The sequence below is a fragment of the Agromyces sp. NPDC127015 genome, from assembly GCF_042725165.1.
GTDB classification, from domain to species: Bacteria; Actinomycetota; Actinomycetes; order Actinomycetales; family Microbacteriaceae; genus Agromyces; species Agromyces chromiiresistens.
Map to the genome: position 1 here is coordinate 392,700 of NZ_JBHXDI010000004.1, position 15,922 is coordinate 408,621.

13 protein-coding genes are annotated in these 15,922 nt (G+C 70.7%); 2 read left to right on the forward strand and 11 right to left on the reverse strand.

All coding sequences use genetic code 11. The features are described 5' to 3' along the window. Positions 1-31 precede the first annotated feature (31 nt). From ACFWGP_RS13995 to ACFWGP_RS14015, 5 genes are all read right to left on the reverse strand, one after another. On the reverse strand, positions 32-1,987 hold the full coding sequence (locus ACFWGP_RS13995; protein ID WP_376931171.1) for a DUF6541 family protein: 1,956 nt from the start codon (positions 1,985-1,987) through the stop codon (positions 32-34). After that, on the reverse strand, positions 1,984-2,964 hold the full coding sequence (gene galE, locus ACFWGP_RS14000) for a UDP-glucose 4-epimerase GalE (RefSeq protein ID WP_275506567.1): 981 nt from the start codon (positions 2,962-2,964) through the stop codon (positions 1,984-1,986). Before galE ends, ACFWGP_RS13995 begins: the two co-directional genes overlap by 4 nt. Positions 2,965-3,005: 41 nt before the next feature. After that, positions 3,006-5,357 carry an FG-GAP repeat domain-containing protein gene (locus ACFWGP_RS14005; protein WP_376931172.1) on the reverse strand — a complete coding sequence of 784 codons (2,352 nt, stop codon included), beginning with the start codon at positions 5,355-5,357 and terminating at the stop codon, positions 3,006-3,008. Positions 5,358-5,489: 132 nt separating this feature from the next. Continuing rightward, positions 5,490-6,323 carry a glycosyltransferase gene (locus ACFWGP_RS14010; RefSeq protein ID WP_338029121.1) on the reverse strand — a complete coding sequence of 278 codons (834 nt, stop codon included), beginning with the start codon at positions 6,321-6,323 and terminating at the stop codon, positions 5,490-5,492. Next, a complete protein-coding gene (locus ACFWGP_RS14015) occupies positions 6,320-7,270 on the reverse strand; it encodes a glycosyltransferase (RefSeq protein WP_376931173.1) in 951 nt (316 codons plus the stop codon). Before ACFWGP_RS14015 ends, ACFWGP_RS14010 begins: the two co-directional genes overlap by 4 nt. Before the next feature lie 143 nt (positions 7,271-7,413). On the opposite strand from ACFWGP_RS14015, the gene ACFWGP_RS14020 reads away from it, so the two are divergent. Then, entirely contained in the window at positions 7,414-8,553 is a 1,140-nt protein-coding gene (locus ACFWGP_RS14020) for a glycosyltransferase (protein WP_275506565.1), read from the forward strand. A 51-nt stretch (positions 8,554-8,604) separates the two neighbouring features. On the opposite strand, the gene ACFWGP_RS14025 is transcribed toward ACFWGP_RS14020, so the two are convergent. The 3 genes from ACFWGP_RS14025 to ACFWGP_RS14035 form a co-directional block, all read right to left on the reverse strand. Beyond that, on the reverse strand, positions 8,605-9,978 hold the full coding sequence (locus ACFWGP_RS14025) for an LCP family protein (RefSeq protein ID WP_231431606.1): 1,374 nt from the start codon (positions 9,976-9,978) through the stop codon (positions 8,605-8,607). After that, positions 9,975-10,442, reverse strand: coding sequence for a 5-(carboxyamino)imidazole ribonucleotide mutase (gene purE, locus ACFWGP_RS14030; RefSeq protein ID WP_376931257.1), 468 nt, complete (start codon positions 10,440-10,442; stop codon positions 9,975-9,977). The genes ACFWGP_RS14025 and purE overlap by 4 nt, the downstream gene beginning before the upstream one ends. Positions 10,443-10,541: 99 nt before the next feature. After that, positions 10,542-11,693 (reverse strand): 5-(carboxyamino)imidazole ribonucleotide synthase, encoded by a 1,152-nt coding sequence (locus ACFWGP_RS14035; protein ID WP_376931174.1) that lies wholly within the window; start codon positions 11,691-11,693, stop codon positions 10,542-10,544. A 59-nt stretch (positions 11,694-11,752) separates the two neighbouring features. On the opposite strand from ACFWGP_RS14035, the gene ACFWGP_RS14040 reads away from it, so the two are divergent. Beyond that, entirely contained in the window at positions 11,753-12,412 is a 660-nt protein-coding gene (locus ACFWGP_RS14040; protein WP_275506564.1) for a GtrA family protein, read from the forward strand. On the opposite strand, the gene ACFWGP_RS14045 is transcribed toward ACFWGP_RS14040, so the two are convergent. Genes ACFWGP_RS14045 through ACFWGP_RS14055 form a run of 3 tightly spaced genes read right to left on the reverse strand, consistent with a single transcriptional unit; the run spans position 12,370 to position 15,918 of the window. Then, positions 12,370-13,335 (reverse strand): DarT ssDNA thymidine ADP-ribosyltransferase family protein, encoded by a 966-nt coding sequence (locus ACFWGP_RS14045; protein ID WP_275506563.1) that lies wholly within the window; start codon positions 13,333-13,335, stop codon positions 12,370-12,372. The genes ACFWGP_RS14040 and ACFWGP_RS14045 overlap by 43 nt on opposite strands. A gap of 6 nt (positions 13,336-13,341) precedes the next feature. Beyond that, the gene (locus tag ACFWGP_RS14050; RefSeq protein WP_275506562.1) at positions 13,342-15,318 is read right to left on the reverse strand and encodes an acyltransferase family protein; all 1,977 of its coding nucleotides are present in this window, start codon (positions 15,316-15,318) and stop codon (positions 13,342-13,344) included. Between the two features lie 39 nt (positions 15,319-15,357). After that, positions 15,358-15,918, reverse strand: coding sequence for a PH domain-containing protein (locus ACFWGP_RS14055; protein ID WP_231431611.1), 561 nt, complete (start codon positions 15,916-15,918; stop codon positions 15,358-15,360). Between the last annotated feature and the right edge of the window lie 4 nt (positions 15,919-15,922).

A 15,922-nucleotide genomic window follows, 5' to 3' on the forward strand; every position in this document is an offset into this window, starting at 1 on the left:
CCGCGTCGGTGTCGCATCGGTACAACCGGGGTCAGTCGCACGCCGTGATCCGGTAGAGGACCGCGTCACCCTCCCGGTCGACCTCCTCGCCGACGCCCGCCTCGGCGAGGTCGCGCAGGCCGAGGTAGGGCGTCGTGCCGTCGATCTCCAGCCCCGTCTCGCCGGCGTCCTTGAAGTACCCGCCGAAGTCCAGCACGTAGGTCACACCGGCCGAGCGCACGGCATCGCACACCGCCGGATCCTCGAGCGCCTCATTGAGCCGCTCGTTGATGATCTTCGCTCCGGGGTAGAGGTAGGAATTGAAGTGCGGGCTCATCATACGGATGCCGGTGAGCGCGTAGGCGAACGGCGTCCCCGTCCACGGGTTGCCGGCGACGAGCGCGTCGGCGGGGATGTGCTCGGGCATGCGCTCGATGAGCTTCCGCTCGCTTCCTGAGAGGATCGGCGCGTCCGCCGCGTCGGTGTACGCGCGTATCGTGAGCCCGAGTTGCGTCCACATCGCGGGATTCGCCTGCGTCGCGATGAGAAGCACCGCCAGGGATGCCGCGGCGAGTGCCCGTGCGGTCGCCGACCCCGGCGCGAGCCGGTTTCCGGCACGGCGCTGCACGAATCGCCACAGCGCGACGACGCCGAACACCGCCATCGGCACGGCGGTGATCACGAGCAGGGCGCTGAGGCGCGGCGGATCGCGGTAGAAGATCCCGTCGACCCACGCGCGCAGCTTCCACGACGGGCCGCCGGCCGCGACGACGAACAGCACGATGCTCACCGCCCACGTGGCGACGAACCACAGCTTCTCACGGCGGCGGATGAGGTCGACGACCCCGATGAGCGCGAGCACGCACGGGACGATCGAGGGGAACGACGCCTTGAATCCGTGGAAGAGCGCTTCGCCGAGCGCGCCGAGCAGGTTGGTGTAGGCGATCCAGGGCGTGTTCGCGCCGATGCGGCCGAACCAGATCCATAGTCCGGCGAAGGCGACGAGTCCGAGGCCGAGCACCGCCCACCACACGATACGGCGCACGCCCCCGAGGCGCGTGATGGCGGGTACGGCACGCCACAGGACGAGCGGCAGGACGAAGGCGGCCCAGGCGAACGCCCCGGCCGGCTGGGCGAAGGCGATGCCGAGGAGGGCGAGCACGAGGAGGACGCAGCGGAAGAGGGTGCCGCTGCCGTGGAGGCTGCGCGCCTGTCCGATCGCGAAGCCGAGCCCGAGCGCGGCCGGCAGCATCGCGAGGGCGAGGAAGTAGGGGTACAGCACACCGAACGTGAGCATCATGATCGGGAACGCCGGGAACGCCGCGGCCAGCACACCGGTGGCGAGCGCCGCAGTACGGCTCCTCGGCATGAGGGAACGCATGAGCAGGAGACATCCCGCCGGCCAGACGAGGGCCGCGATGACGACGCTCACGGCGTTCACGGCGACGGGGATGCTCGCGATGCCGCTCGACGCGACGAGCGAGGCGACCGCATGCCACCCCGCCGGATAGAACGGTCGCTGCCCTTCGGGAAGCACGAGGCCTTGGATGTCGAACGACGACGCGCTACCGGTGTCGAGGATGTAGCGGATGCCGTTGAGATGGAAGTAGGCATCGAACGTCTGCGAGATCCGGTCGGGCGCCTGCAGGCCGACCACGAGCTGGGCGCCGATGACGACGGCTGCCAGCCCGAGCCCGGCCACCGTCCACCCGCTGAGCACCGATTCAGGTCGGTCGGGGCGCCCGATGCGTCCGCGCAGGAGCTGTCGGACGATCGCGATCGGCACCGCGATGACGATGACGGCCGCCGCCACCGGCAGCAACGACCAACTGATGCCGATGCCGCCGTACACGATCGCGAGAAGAGAGAGGAACGCGACCGTGATCGCGGGCGCGATCGCCCACAGCGTCAGCCGTCGGGCGCCGATCGAGAGGCCGAGTGCGAGTCCCGGGCCGAACAGCACCGCGACCGCCACCGCAAGCGATGGCACGAATTCCAGCCAGCTCATGCGAGTTGCGCCGTGCGATCCGCCGTCCAGGCACTGGTGATCATCTCGTCGAGTGATCGCGTCGCGCGCCAGCCGAGTTCCTCGGCGATGCGACTCGCATCGGCGACCACCGCATCGGGATCGCCGGGCCTGCGGGGCTCGACGACCGGTTCGAACGGGATGCCCGAAACCGAGCGGAGTCGATCGAGCACCTCGAGGACGCTCGCCCCCGACCCGGTGCCGACGTTGAAGACCCGGGCACGTGGGGAATCGGGGGCCGAATCGAGTGCGTCGAGTGCGGCGAGATGCGCTCCGGCCAGATCGAGAACGTGGATGTAGTCACGCACGCCGGTGCCATCGTGGGTGTCGAAATCGCCGCCGTACACGATGGGAGGCAGCCCCCGTCGGATGCGATCGATCGCGATCGTGACAAGGTTGAGCGAATGCGGATCACCGAGGTCGGGCCAGCCTGCGCCGGCCACGTTGAAGTACCGCAAGCTGACCGCGTCGATGCCGTGTGCTCGCACTGCGTCGCGCACGAGCCATTCTCCGACGAGCTTGGACTCTCCGTACGGATTGATCGGCAGGGTCGGCGTGCGCTCGTCGACCGTCGCCGTCGCCGGCATGCCGTAGACGGCCGCCGACGACGAGAAGACGAGTCGGCGAACCCCCGCATCGGCGCATGCGCCGATGACCGCCGCGAGTCCGCCGATGTTGTCGCGGAAGTACTCCTCGGGCACCTCGACCGACTCGGCCGCCTGCTTCCGCGCCGCCAAGTGGACGACCCGCGTCACCTGATGCTCGCGCATCACCTGCGCGAGCGCGCTACGGGCATCTCCGGTGGTCAGGTCACGCTTCTCGAGACGGGCGCCTGACAAGCGCGCCGGGTCACCGCTCGAGAGGTCGTCGACCACCACGACGGCGTCGCCACGTTCGCTCAGCAGCCGAACGACGTGCGCGCCGATGTACCCGGCGCCGCCGGTGATGAGAACTGACACGGCCGACAGTCTACCGTCGGCTGCTCCGCCTTCCCGGGGGCTCAACCGATGAAGGTGGCCCGCTGCCAGCCGGTCGCGATCTGCTTCGCCGGCTTCCAACCGCTGCTTCCGTTGCCGGGGTAGAGCATGACGTTGCCCGTGCTCGTCCGCGCGATGAGGTCGGGGATCCTGTCGCCGTCGAAGTCACCTGGTGTCATCACCCAGGTCATCCCCGACCACCCGTGCCCGACCTGCACCGCCGCGGCGAAGCCGCCGACTCCGTTGCCGCGATAGAGCAGCAGGTCGCCGTCGGCATTCACCGCGATGACGTCCGCGCGTCCGTCGCGGTTGAGGTCGCCCGGAGTCAAGATCCACCGCATCGCCTGCCAGCCCGGCCCGACCGTCGCACGCGTCGGAAACGCCCCCGTGCCGTCGCCCTTGTGCAGCACGAGGTCACCGGATGCCGTTCGCGCGAGCAGGTCGAGCTTGCGGTCGCCGTTGAGATCGACCCCGCCGGCGAGCGCGGTGTACCCGGCCCAGCCGGCGCCGAGGCTCACGCGTGTCGAGAAGCCTCCCGCTCCGTTCGACGGGTAGCGCCAGAGGACGCCGCTCGACTCACGCACCAGCACATCGCGACGGCCATTCCGGTCGAGGTCGCCGGCGGCGACGACCGCGGTCGGCCAGTTCCACGCCGACGAGAACTTCGTACGGGTGAGGAATCCGCCCACGGCGTTCCCGGGGTAGATCCAGCCCGCGCCGTCTCCGGTCCGCACCATCAGGTCCGCCGGGCCGTCGCCGGACAGGTCTCCCATTCCTCCCACCGGGGTGAAGGCGCCCTTCGCCACGCTGCCCGGCCCGGAGAGCACGGTGAGCTCGGACCAGCCGCTGCCGACCTTCCGCTTCGTCTTCCATCCGCCTGCACCGTTGCCCGGATAGAGCCACAGCCCACCGGCTGCGTCGCGAGCGAGCACGTCCGCGACCTTGTCGCCGTCGAAATCTCCCGGCGTGAACAGTCCGGTGAAGGACGACCACCCCACCCCGATCAGTCGTGAGCTCTTCCAGCCGCTCCGTCCGTTCCCCGGATACAGACGGAGGTCGCCGTTGCTGAACCGGCCGAGGACGTCCGTCAGCCCGTCCCCGTCGAAGTCGACACCGCCGATGATCGCCGTGAGGCCCGACCAGCCGACGCCGACCCGCTTCGCCGGGGCGAACTGTCCGAGCCCGTTCCCGGCATGCAGGCGCAGATCGCCGTTCGAGGCGCGGGTGAAGAAGTCCACCGCGCCGTCGGAATTGAAGTCACCCGCCGCGACGAGCGCGGTGACGCCTGCGAAGCCGTCACCGATCTTCGACTTCGTACCGAACCGGCCACGGCCGTTCGTCGGGTAGTTCCAGAGCGACCCTGCCGAGTCGATCGCCATGATGTCGCGATGGCCGTCGCCGTCGAGGTCGCCTGCGCCGGCCACCTGCTTGAGCGAACCCCATCCGACGCCGATCCGTACGCTGCTCTTCCAGGCCCCCGTGCCGGTACCCGGGTACAGCCAGAGATCGCCGACTCGGTCTCGTGCATACGCCAACGGAATCGCGTCCATCGCGACGTCGACCTGAGCGGGAGCAGATGTCGAACCGAACCAGTCGGTGAACATGCGCCAGAAGTTGCGGTTCCCGTAGCTCGAGCAGCTGTCGCCGGTGCCGTAGAGGTTGGCGAGCGCAGCAGCGTTCGGGCGATAGGGCGTGTACAGGTAGAGGCCCGCAGTCGCCTGATTCTGGATGTAGACACGGGACGAGCCGCACGCGGAGTTCGGGTGCCACGCGATCGTGTTGTACCGCCCGGCCTGATAGGCCCGATCCGCCGGGCGCGCGCGGTACTTCTTGAACTGCCATGCGGCGTTGTACAGCTGATTGAAGAACCCGTAGTAGTTGGCATCGCAGTCCGCGGTGTCGGGGCACCCGTATCCCGTCGCCGAGCGGTACTGGCGCGAGGTGGGCCAGGTGTCGGTGATGAGCGCCTGCTCCTTCTCGAGCAGCACGAGGAGCGATCGGGGATTGATGCCGCACGCGCGTGCGACCTTGTAGATGATCTGCGAGGCGAGCTCGTTCGGCTGACCGGTGTAGGCGGTGCATCCCTCGCTGCGTGCCGGCTGGGACGTCGTCGTCTGCCGATAGCTCTTCAGGCACACGTACCCTGAGCGGCAGGTCGGCACCTTCGCGTTGAGGAAGGACTGGATCTGCGTCGCCGTCATCGTCCCGCTGTCGTAGAACACCGCGTCGCTGATGATCATGCCCGGGTTGAACGCGGAGCCGACGGCGGCCGTCGCGGGATCCTCGTGGGTGACGCCGTCGGCCGTGGCCAAGCCGACCACCAGGACCAGTGCCGTGACGACCGCGAGCATCCGCCGCTTCAACCCTGTACGCATCTTCCGAACCGTCCCGCCCCCGAACACCGGTCTCGCCCATGGTATCCATCCGGGCGCATGAAGTGGAGATGCAGCGTTCCCGCGCGCGTCGGGAGGTCGCCGCATCGAGGACCCGCCGCTCGACGGCCCGGCTCAGTCCGCCGTGCCGCCGCCCGCGATCAGCCGCCGGTAGGCGACCTTGCGCACTCGCTCGGGCACGAACCGGTACACCCCGCGCACGGTCACGTTGCGCAGGTACTCCCAGCGGCTGGTGAATCGGATCCGACGCAGCGCCCGCTGCAGCTCGAGCTCGCTGCGCCACTGCGCGCGTCCACCGCGGCGCGCGTACGCGCCCGCGCCCACGCGGTACATCACGAGGGGCTCCGCCAGGTTCTCGACCGAGGCCCCGGCGTGGATCATCCTCGCGAACAGCCAGTAGTCCTCCATGAGCCCCAGCGGCTGGTAGCCGCCCGCGCGTTCGACCGCGGTGCGCCGGTACATGACGGTGGGGTGGCTGAACGGGTCGTGGAAGCGTGCGTAGCGCGAGATCTCGTCGTGGCCCGTGCGAGGGGTGCGTCGGGCGACGATCGCCCCGCCGTCGTCGAGGAACTCGAACATGCCGGTGCCGACGAGGTCGACGCCGCCCTCGATCACGGGCAGCTGCCGTGCGAACCGCTCGGGCAGCGAGATGTCGTCGGCGTCCATGCGGGCGACGATCTCGTGCTCGCAGAGGCCGAGGCCCGTCTCGAGGGCTCGAGCGAGCCCGACGTTCTCGTCGATGGCGTGGTGCATCACGGGCACGGGGCTCTCGCCGACGACGCGGTGGATCGCGGCCGCGAGGTCGTCGCCGACGGGGCCGTCCTGCACGAGCACGACCTGCGCCGGTCGGGCGGTCTGGTCGCCGACGCTCGAGGTGAAGGCCTTCGCGAAGTGCGCGGCGTCGTCGCCGCGGTACACGGGCATGAGCAGCGAGAAGGGCGTGCTCACGTCGGTTCCACCAGGCGCACCGCGTCGCTCGCGCGGCCGAGCCCGTCGAGCGCCATCGCGTTCGGCCGCGGCCGAGTGCGCGTGCCGTCGCGATAGCCGCGCCGCCAGCCGTCGCGCAGGGTCGTGCGGTCGCTAGACCGTACGACCGTGCGAACCCACCGGCGCACGCTCGAGGCGCCGTAGAGGAGCTTCTCACCCCTCGACAGGCTCGCGGAGCGGCGGAACATCCAGAGCTTGTTGCGCACCTCGTAGTAGAAGCGGGGCCCGGGATCGGCGTCGGTCGCGCCGAGCACCTTCGTCTTGTGCACGACCACGGATGCGGGCACGTGCACGCCCCGCCGGCCGCGCAACGCCCGGGTCGAGTACTCGAAGTCGTCGTTCCAGATGAAGTAGTCGGCGATCGGCAGGCCGACCTCGCGCACGACGTCGGCTCGCACGAGCATCGAGACGAACGAGGTGCTGCGAATCGGGATGCCTCCGCGGCGAGCCGCGGCGATGCGCTCGTCGCGAGCCACGAACGGCTTCTCCCGCGGTGTGTTCATCGGGTGCTCGGTACCGTCGTGCCAGACGACGCGGGAGCCCGCGACGACGAGGTCGGTGCCGTCGACGGCGGCGAGCAGCTCGGCGAGCGACGACGCGGTCGGCACGGTGTCGTCGTCCATGAGCCAGAGCCAGTCGGGTTCGTGGTCGGTGAGGGCGACGGCCATGCCCGCGGCGAATCCCCCGGCCCCGCCCGTGTTGCGCGGCAGCGAGACGAGGTCGACGAGCTCGCCTGCGGCACGAGCCACGTCGGCCGAGTCGTCGGTCGAGGCGTTGTCGACCACGACGACCTTCGCGAGCGCGGCGTGCTGCGTCGCGAGCGCGGCGAGCACCTCGGTCAGGAGGGCTGCGCGGTTGTAGGCGACGACGACGGCGACGACGCGCGGTGGCACAGGTGACGGACTCATCGACTCTCGCTGATCTCGGGATTGCTCCCCACTATCTTGCCCTGTCCCCGACGTCGGACTTTCCACAGCACGGGGCTCTCGCCGGATTCTCGGGTAGCGGCGCGATAGATTGGAGGGTCGCCTGTGACACTCGAAGGAGGGGCATGCCCACGACGCTTCGGATGATCGTCGACCAAGTGGTCGCGCCGGTTCCCGGCGCGCTCGGCCGGTACACCGAGGCGCTGACCGAGTCGCTCATCGCCTCGGCACCCTCCGGCTGCGAGGTCGAAGGCATCGTCTCGTCATCGCTCCCCGCCGACTACGACCGGCTGCTCGCCCGGTTCCCCGGCCTGTCCGGGCTCTACAAGACGAGCCTCGCGCGCCGCGAGCTCGCGGCCGCATGGCAGTTCGGCCTGACCACGTCGCCCGGCGGCGGCATGGTGCACGCGCCCGGTCTCTTCGCACCGCTGCGGCGACACGACCGCTCGAGCGGAGACCAGACGGTCGTGACGGTGCACGACCTCCTCGCGTGGACCCACCCCGAGTCGCTCACCGCGACCACGGTCTCGTGGCACAAGGGCATGCTCAAGCGGGCCCGCAAGCACGCCGACGCGGTCGTCGTGCCCACTCATGCGCTCGCCGAGCGGCTCGCGATGGTCGCCGATTTCGGCGACCGCGTCCGGGTCATCGGCACGGCACCGCGGCTCGGCCTGAAGATGCCTCGCGACGCGGCGGACCGGGCCGCCCGGTTCGCACTGCCCCGCGACTACCTCGTGACGAGCGGGTCGCTCGACCCCCGCAGCGGGGTCGTCGACCTGCTCGCGGCGCTCGGCCGTCAGGGCGCCCCCGACGTGCCGCTCGTGGTGCTCGGTCCCGAGAACTGGGGCGAGCTGCACCTCGCGGCGGTCGCCGAAGAGGCCGGCGTCGCGCCCGGGCGGGTACGGGCGCTCGAGCTCGCCGATCCGGCCGACCTGGCGACCGTGCTCTCCGGGGCGACCGCGTACGTCGCGCCGAGCCACGATGAGGGAGCGGGCACGTCCCTCATCGAGGCGTTCCACCTCGGCGTGCCCGTCGTCCACTCCGACACGCCCGCGTACGTCGAGATCTCAGCCGACGCCGGCCGTGCGGTCGAGATCGGCGACGGGGGTGCCGGATACGCCGAGCGGCTCGCCGGCGCGATCGCCGACGTCGTCGGCGACGCGGACCTCGCCGAACGGCTCTCGGTCGCCGGCACCGACCGCGCGCACGCGTTCAGCTGGCGCGACTCCGCCGAGCGCGTCTGGGCGCTGCACGCCGAGATCTGAGCGGCGCGCGCCGAGGCATCCGAGATGCCGGCGGCCGGGCGGAGGCCCGCCCTACTCGGCCGGCTCCTCGGTCGCCGGCGGCACGACCGCGTCGTGCACGAGCTGCCTGATGTACTCGTAGTCGGGGTCGGTCGGGTCGATGTCGTTCTCGGGCGTGAGCTCGACGTGACCCATCGGCAGCTCCTTGGTCTTCATGCCGAGGTTCACGAAGTACCCGAGCATCGACTGCGGCACGTCGGTCTTCACCGTGTCGGCACCGGCCGACGCGACCTCCTGGAACTTCGCGAGCACGTTCGTCGGCGTGAACTGGCGCAGGATCGCCTCCTGCAGCACGCGCTGGCGCGCCATCCGCTCGTAGTCGCCGCCGGCCACCCCGTAGCGCGCCCGGCCGTACCAGAGCGCGTGATAGCCGTCGAGGTGCTGCTGACCCGGCTCGATCCAGCCGTCGACCCCGTTGTTGTCCTCGTCGCCGCCGATCGGGATGCGCGTCTCGACGTCGATGTCGACACCGCCGAGCGCGTTGATGAGCGCCTCGAAGCCCTGCATGTCGATGAGCGCGTAGTACTGGATGTCGAGCCCCGTGATGCCCTCGGCCGCGTCGCGCATGCCCTCGATGCCCGGCTCCGACCCCTCGGCCACGGCGTTCGGATACATCTCGGGGCTCTTGAGCTCCACCTCGGTGTAGACCGAGTTGAGCTGGCAGACGTCGACCTCGCAGCCGTCGATCGCGCCGTAGCCCTCGGGATAGACGTCGGCGAGCGGCGACCCCTCGGGGAACGGGAAGTACTCGAGGTCGCGCGGCAGGCCGATCGTGACGGCCGCGCCGGTCTCGGCGTCGATCGACACGACCGACATGCTGTCGGGGCGCATGCCCTCGCGGTCGGGTCCGGAGTCGCCGCCGAGCAGCAGGATGTTGTAGCGGCCGTTCTCGTCGGGCGGCTCGGTGGGGCCGGCGACGAACATCGACGAGATCAGTCCGCTCGCGGTGATCGAGAGGTACGCGCCGTAGGCCGCGCCGCCCGAGAGGAAGACCATGACGAGCGTCGTCAGCCCCGCGATCCAGCCGCGAGCGGAGGGCGCCGTCTTCACGATGCGCACGAGCCGGAGCGTGTCGAGGGTCAACACCACCCAGAGCACGCCGTAGAAGAGGAGCGCGAGCGCGACGAGCCACAGGCTCCACGTCGTCGTGAACAGCGTGAACAGCGCCGAGCGCCAGAAGAACCAGGCGACGAGCGCGAGGATCGCGAGCGCCCAGAGCACGAGGGTGGCGCCGAGTCCGAAGCGGCCGAGTCGACGATTGCCCGCGAGCACCTGCGGCGCGCCCGGGATGAGGAAGTTGAGGACGACGAGCCACCAGCCGCGGCGGGTCATCACGGTGCGCGACGCGACATCCGGGTACCGGATGGGGCTTGCTGCCACGCTCATCGCGTCTGCTTCAGCCGTTCGTTCTTCTGCTCGACGAGCGCCGCGAGGTCCCGGGCGTAGGTGTCGAGGGCCGCTCGCAGGGCGGGGTCGGACGCGCCGAGCACGCGCACGGCGTAGAGGCCGGCGTTCTTGGCCCCGCCGATCGCCATGGTCGCGACGGGGATGCCTCCGGGCATCTGCACGATCGACAGCAGCGAGTCGAGGCCGTCGAGCTTCGCCAGCGGCACGGGCACCCCGATGACCGGCAGCGTCGTGACCGAGGCGAGCATGCCCGGCAGGTGAGCTGCGCCGCCTGCGCCGGCGATGATGACCCTGAGGCCGCGCGCGGCCGCCTGCTTGCCGTAGTCGATCATCTTCTCGGGCGTGCGGTGCGCCGAGACGACCTCGACCTCGTGGGCGATGCCGAACTCGTCGAGCACGGCGGAGGCGTCGCGCATGACGCTCCAGTCGGAGTCCGACCCCATCACGACGCCGACGAGCGGGCTGGTGTTCGTCTCAGTCACTTGATCGAGTGTACGGCCGGGCGCTGGGAGAACCCCGCAACGCCCCACCGCGGGTCGACGTCAGTCCTGGAAGAAAGCCGCCGCCGCCCGCGCCTCGTAGACGACGGCGTCGAGGTCGTCGCCCGTCGCGGTGACGTGGCCGATCTTGCGGCCGGGGCGCGGCGCCTTGCCGTAGTTGTGCACCTTCACCGTCGGGTGCCCTGCGAGCGCCTCGGCGTAGCGGTCGGTGAGCGAGCCCTCGGCGGGACCTCCGAGCACGTTGACCATGACCGACCATTCGTCGCGTGTGCCGGTGGCACCGAGCGGCAGGTCGAGTACCGCGCGCAGGTGCTGCTCGAACTGTCCGGTCGTCGCCCCGTCCATCGACCAGTGCCCGCTGTTGTGCGGGCGCATCGCGAGCTCGTTCACGAGGATGCGGTCGTCGGTCGTCTCGAAGAGCTCGACGGCGAGCACGCCCGTGACGCCGAGCCCCTCGGCGATCGTGACGGCCACGTCGGCCGCGACCTCCGCGAGCCGCCCGGCCGAGCGCGGCGCGGGGGCGATCACCTCGCTGCAGACCCCGCCGACCTGGACGGTCTCGACCACGGGCCAGGCCGCGATCTCACCGCTCGGCCGCCTCGCGACGAGCTGTGCGAGCTCGCGGCGGAAGTCGACGAGCTCCTCGACGAGGAGCGCACCCTGCCGGCCGTCCTCGACGATGGCGGAGAACCACTCGGCGACCTCGCCGGCACTGCGCACGACCTTGACGCCCTTGCCGTCGTAGCCGCCCCGCGGCGTCTTCACGACGGCGGCGCCGCCGTGGTCGGCGATGAACGCGTCGAGCTCGTCGGCCGTCTCGATGCGCGCCCAGTCGGGCACCGGGAGGCCCAGCTCGGAGAGCCGCTCGCGCATGAGCAGCTTGTCCTGCGCGAAGCGCAGCGCGTCGGGGCCGGGGCGCACCGGGACACCGGCGTCGACCATCGCGCGGAGCACGTCCTGCGGCACATGCTCGTGGTCGAACGTGATCACGTCGACCTCGCTCGCGAACTCGAGCACGGTGGCCGTGTCGGTGTAGTCGCCGACCCGGTCGGCGGCGAGCTCGGCCGACATGCCCTCCTGCTCGGCGAGCACCCGGAGTTCGACGCCGAGCTCGATCGCCGCGGGAATCATCATTCGGGCCAGCTGTCCGCCGCCGATCACACCGACCCGCACTCCGTGCACCCCTGTTCTCATCGCAGTGGCGCCCGGCCGACGCCCAGTTCAGTCTACGGGTCGGGGAATATGATGTGGCGGTGTCCACCGTCGCGCCCGATCGCCCCGCCGGGCTCGCCGCACGCGCCTGGCACGGCCTGCTCGCCTACGCGCTGAAGTTCGGCGTCGTGGGCCTCATCGGGCTCGTGATCGACGTGGCGCTCTTCAACGCGCTGCGCCTCGGCATGTTCGGCGCCGACGGCTGGGCGCAGTCGGCGATCGGCGCGAAGACGATCTCGACGAGCGTCGCGATCGTCTTCAACTGGCTCGGCAACCGGTACTGGACGTTCCGAAAGCACCGGCGGCGCAACTACCTCCGCGAGTTCGCCGAGTATGTGGTCGTGTCGCTCGGCGGCATGGCGATCTCGCTCGCGTGCCTCTGGATCAGTCACCACGCCCTCGGGCTCACGAACCTCGTGGCCGACAATGTCTCGTCGAACGTCATCGGCCTCGGGCTCGGCACCGCGTTCCGCTTCGTGCTGTACCGGTACTGGGTCTACGGGCACCACCGCTCCGACGGGCTTTCGCAGGTCGATCGCGTCGAAGAGGCGCAGCGTGCCATCTTCGAGGAGCCGGGGTCGCCGGAGCCGGCCGAAGGGGTCTCGGGGCACCGGCCGGACGAGAGCGGGCCGTCGCACGACCGCGCCCCCGAGACCGATCAGACCACGTCGTCGCCGGCGGGCAGGAACCAGGGCGGGTAGACCGCCACTCGGGCGCGCACGCCGACGGCGGCGAGCGCCGACCGCACCCGGTCGCGCACTTTCTCGTTGGCGACGGCGATGAGTGCGATCCGCTCGAGGGGCACGTCGCCGCGGACGAGGAGCTCGGCCGTCGCGAGGCGGGCCGTCTCGTCGTCGTGCGCGAGCCGGCGGAGCAGTCGCTCGACGTCGGCCCACTCCACCACGACCTGCGCGCCGGGGAGCGACGCGTCGGTCGCACTGGCGGCGATCGTTCCCGACGCGGTCAGCGCCCCGCGGGCGGCGGCGACAGAACCGACGAGCAGCACGTGGTCGGCAGCGGGCCGCTCGACGGCGTCCGGGCGAAGCCGGGGATCGGGCGTCCCGGTGCGCACCGCGTCCCACACGTGGGCGTCGGGTGTGAGCAGGAACGGCACGTAGTCGGCGAGCACGGCGTCCGTGCCGGGCACCTCGGCGGCACGACGGTACTCGCGGACCGCGGGGGCGGCGATGTCGACGGCAGGGTTCGCTCCGCCGGAATCGGGCACGATCGCGCCCGAACCGAGGATCTTCGCGAGGTTGTCGAGGTGGGTCACGTGGTAGATGCGCATCGTGCCGACCTCGAGCGGCGGCGCGGTGAGCGGGCGGCCCGACGACGTGGGACGGCTCGACGGTCGTGACGCCTCGGCCGTCGCCGTCCGGGTCGAGTGCGTCGCCGTGCGCGCGTTCTCACGCGTCGACCCGCGCACGGGCGACGTGGTCGTCGCCGTCGGCTCTGGCTGCTTGGGGGGGAAGCAGGTGGCGCAGAGCCCTTCGTCGAAACCGTGGATGCATTCGTCGGCCAATTGGAACCCTTCATCGAGCGCCTCGCGCTCATCGAGCGTCTCGCGCTCGGGGGCGCGCGAGAACCGACCGACCACATTACTCGCCGAATCGGTGGTGAGCACCACGGGTCAGCGCGCGAGCTCGGTGTCGATGACGCGACCGAGCTCGGGTGCCAGCAATGCGCCGAACGTGGCGGTCATGTGGTGCTCGTCGCGATACACCAGGGTATCGCCGAGGACGACCGGGCAGAAGGAGTCACTGCACACGAGATCGGTCAGATCGACCCACGTCGTGCCGGCGAGGTCGGCTTCGGCCGCACGCAACGACGGCACCAACGCTTCAGAAGATGCTCGGCCGCAGGCGTCGGCGTCCGCGAGGTGAGCGGAGAGACACACGGCCGGCGTCCCGCTGAATCGCGGGGTGTCCGCGAGCACGATGGTGCGGGACGCCTCGGGAAGCCGCTCGAGCGTTCGGTCGTAGGCCGCCATCCAGTCGCGCGCCGGCCGAGCCGAATCGGCCGTGTAGTACGAGCCGTAGTTCGACATGACCACAAGTGCGGGCGGGCGCTCGTCGAGCCGTTCGATGACGTCGGAACGCCACGCTCCGCACTCGGGATATGGTGCGTCGACGGCGGCCACGATGTCCGCGGACGGGCACGAGCTCTTCGTATGCGACTCGAGCACGATGCGCCCCTCGTCGGCGAGCGCCGCGAGCGCGGGGTACCATTGCGCGGCATGCGAGTCGCCGAACAGCACGACGCGTGGCGCATCGCGATCGCTTCCGACGACGCACCCTGCGGGGTCGGTGTCCTCCGCCGAGAGGTGACACCCGGAGGCGTAGATCACCGGGTTGTCGTCAGCAGCGTCCTCCAGCGAGGGCACGAGGTTGTCCGGCACGACCGGCGTGCCGACGACCGCATGCGCGGAGAGCGTGGGCGGTGCAGCCGTGATCCCGTTCGTACCGACCGGGCGCGACGCGAGCGCAGCGCCCCCCGTGACCGCGAGCACGATCGCGGAGGCGAGCGCCGCGCCGCCGAGGACCCTCGCCGGTCGAACTCCTGCGAACCGCCTGCTCGTGCGGAACGGCTCCTCGATGAATCGATGGCTGAGGGCGCCGAGGACGACACTGAGCACGGCCGCCGCGGCGAGCGCCCACGGCGGCAACTCGACACCGAGCGCCTGCGCGGGGATCACGAGCAGCGGCCAATGAACGAGGTACACCGAATAGGAGATCTTGCCGAGAAACTGCATCGGTGCACGGTTCAACAGCCATGCCGGGCTCCATCGCATGGCAGAGGCGCCACCCAGGATGGCGGCGGCGGTACCGATCACCGGCACGAGGGCCGCAGCACCGGGGAACAGCGTCGTGGCGTCGAAGGCGAGCGCGGCGAAGCCGACGGCGGCGAGCCCGCCCCAGGCGAGCACTGCACCACCTCGAGGCCCGACGCCGTTCCACCGGTGGAGCAGTGCGGCGACGAGGCCGCCGACGCCGAGTTCCCATGCGCGGGTGGGCAGCAGGAAGAAGGAGAGCGACTCGGCCCTCGGCGTCAGCACGATGCAGGCGATCAACGAGACGACCGTCAGCACCGCGATCACCACGAACAGCCGAGCGGTGGTGCGGCGGACGAGCCGGAACCCGGCGAGGAGCACGAGCGGCCAGAGCAGGTAGAACTGCTCCTCGACCCCGAGCGACCAGTAGTGCTGGAACACCGACGGCGCACTCTCGGCGAGGTAGTCCGTGCTCTGCACGGCGAAGAGCACGTTGGGTACGTAGAGCGCCGTCGCGGCCGCGCCGATGAGGAGCTCGCCGCGGGCGAGCGGCGGGTACACGATCCATGCGATCACCAGGCTCGCGACGAGCACCGCGAACGAGGCGGGAAGGATCCGGCGGACGCGCCGGGCGTAGAAGGCACCGAAATCGACCCGCCCGGTGCGATCGAGCCCGTCGATGAGGTGCCCGGTGATGAGGAAGCCGGAGATCACGAAGAACACGTCCACCCCGACGTATCCGCCGCTCAGCCAGGGGACGCCGCAGTGATACAGCACCACGAGGGCAACCGCGATCGCGCGGAGACCCTGGATGTCGGTTCGGAACGATTTCACCACCGTAGGAGGATACGGGGTGCATCTGAGTCGATGCCGCGCTCAGCGGCCGCCCCACGCCACGGTGTCGCCGTCGAGTACGCCGGGCATGACCTGGGCGCCGCCGAACGGAGTCCGGTGGGCGTCCTCCATGAGCTCGTGGAGCGCCGACTGCACGAGCTGCGGCTTCGGCAGGTCGCGCAGCACGACGGGCTCCTCGTGTCCGACGTCGATGCGCACGTCGCCTGAGCCGAACATGCTCTGGCCAGGGGTCTTCCGCACGGTGACCTCCCGCACACGGGCGTGCGCGATCTCGTTGCGCACCCGCACGAAGACCCCGCGTCGCATGATGATGCGCCGGGTCGTGATCGTGGTCCGGCCGGTGAGCCAGGCGAGGTACGGCAGCAGGCAGCCGAGCACGATGACGAGGAGCGCGCCGGCGCCGATCGCGAGCAGCTGCCACGACTCGTCGACGAGGCCGACCGCATAGCCCGAGGCCGCCGAGACCGCGATGAGCAGCAGCACCGGGAGGATCAGCACGCGCGCGTGGCGACGCAGCCGTGCCACGACCCGCTCGGGCGGGACGGTCGGCGCGGCCGTCACCGGCGCGTCGGCTCTCGTCATACGC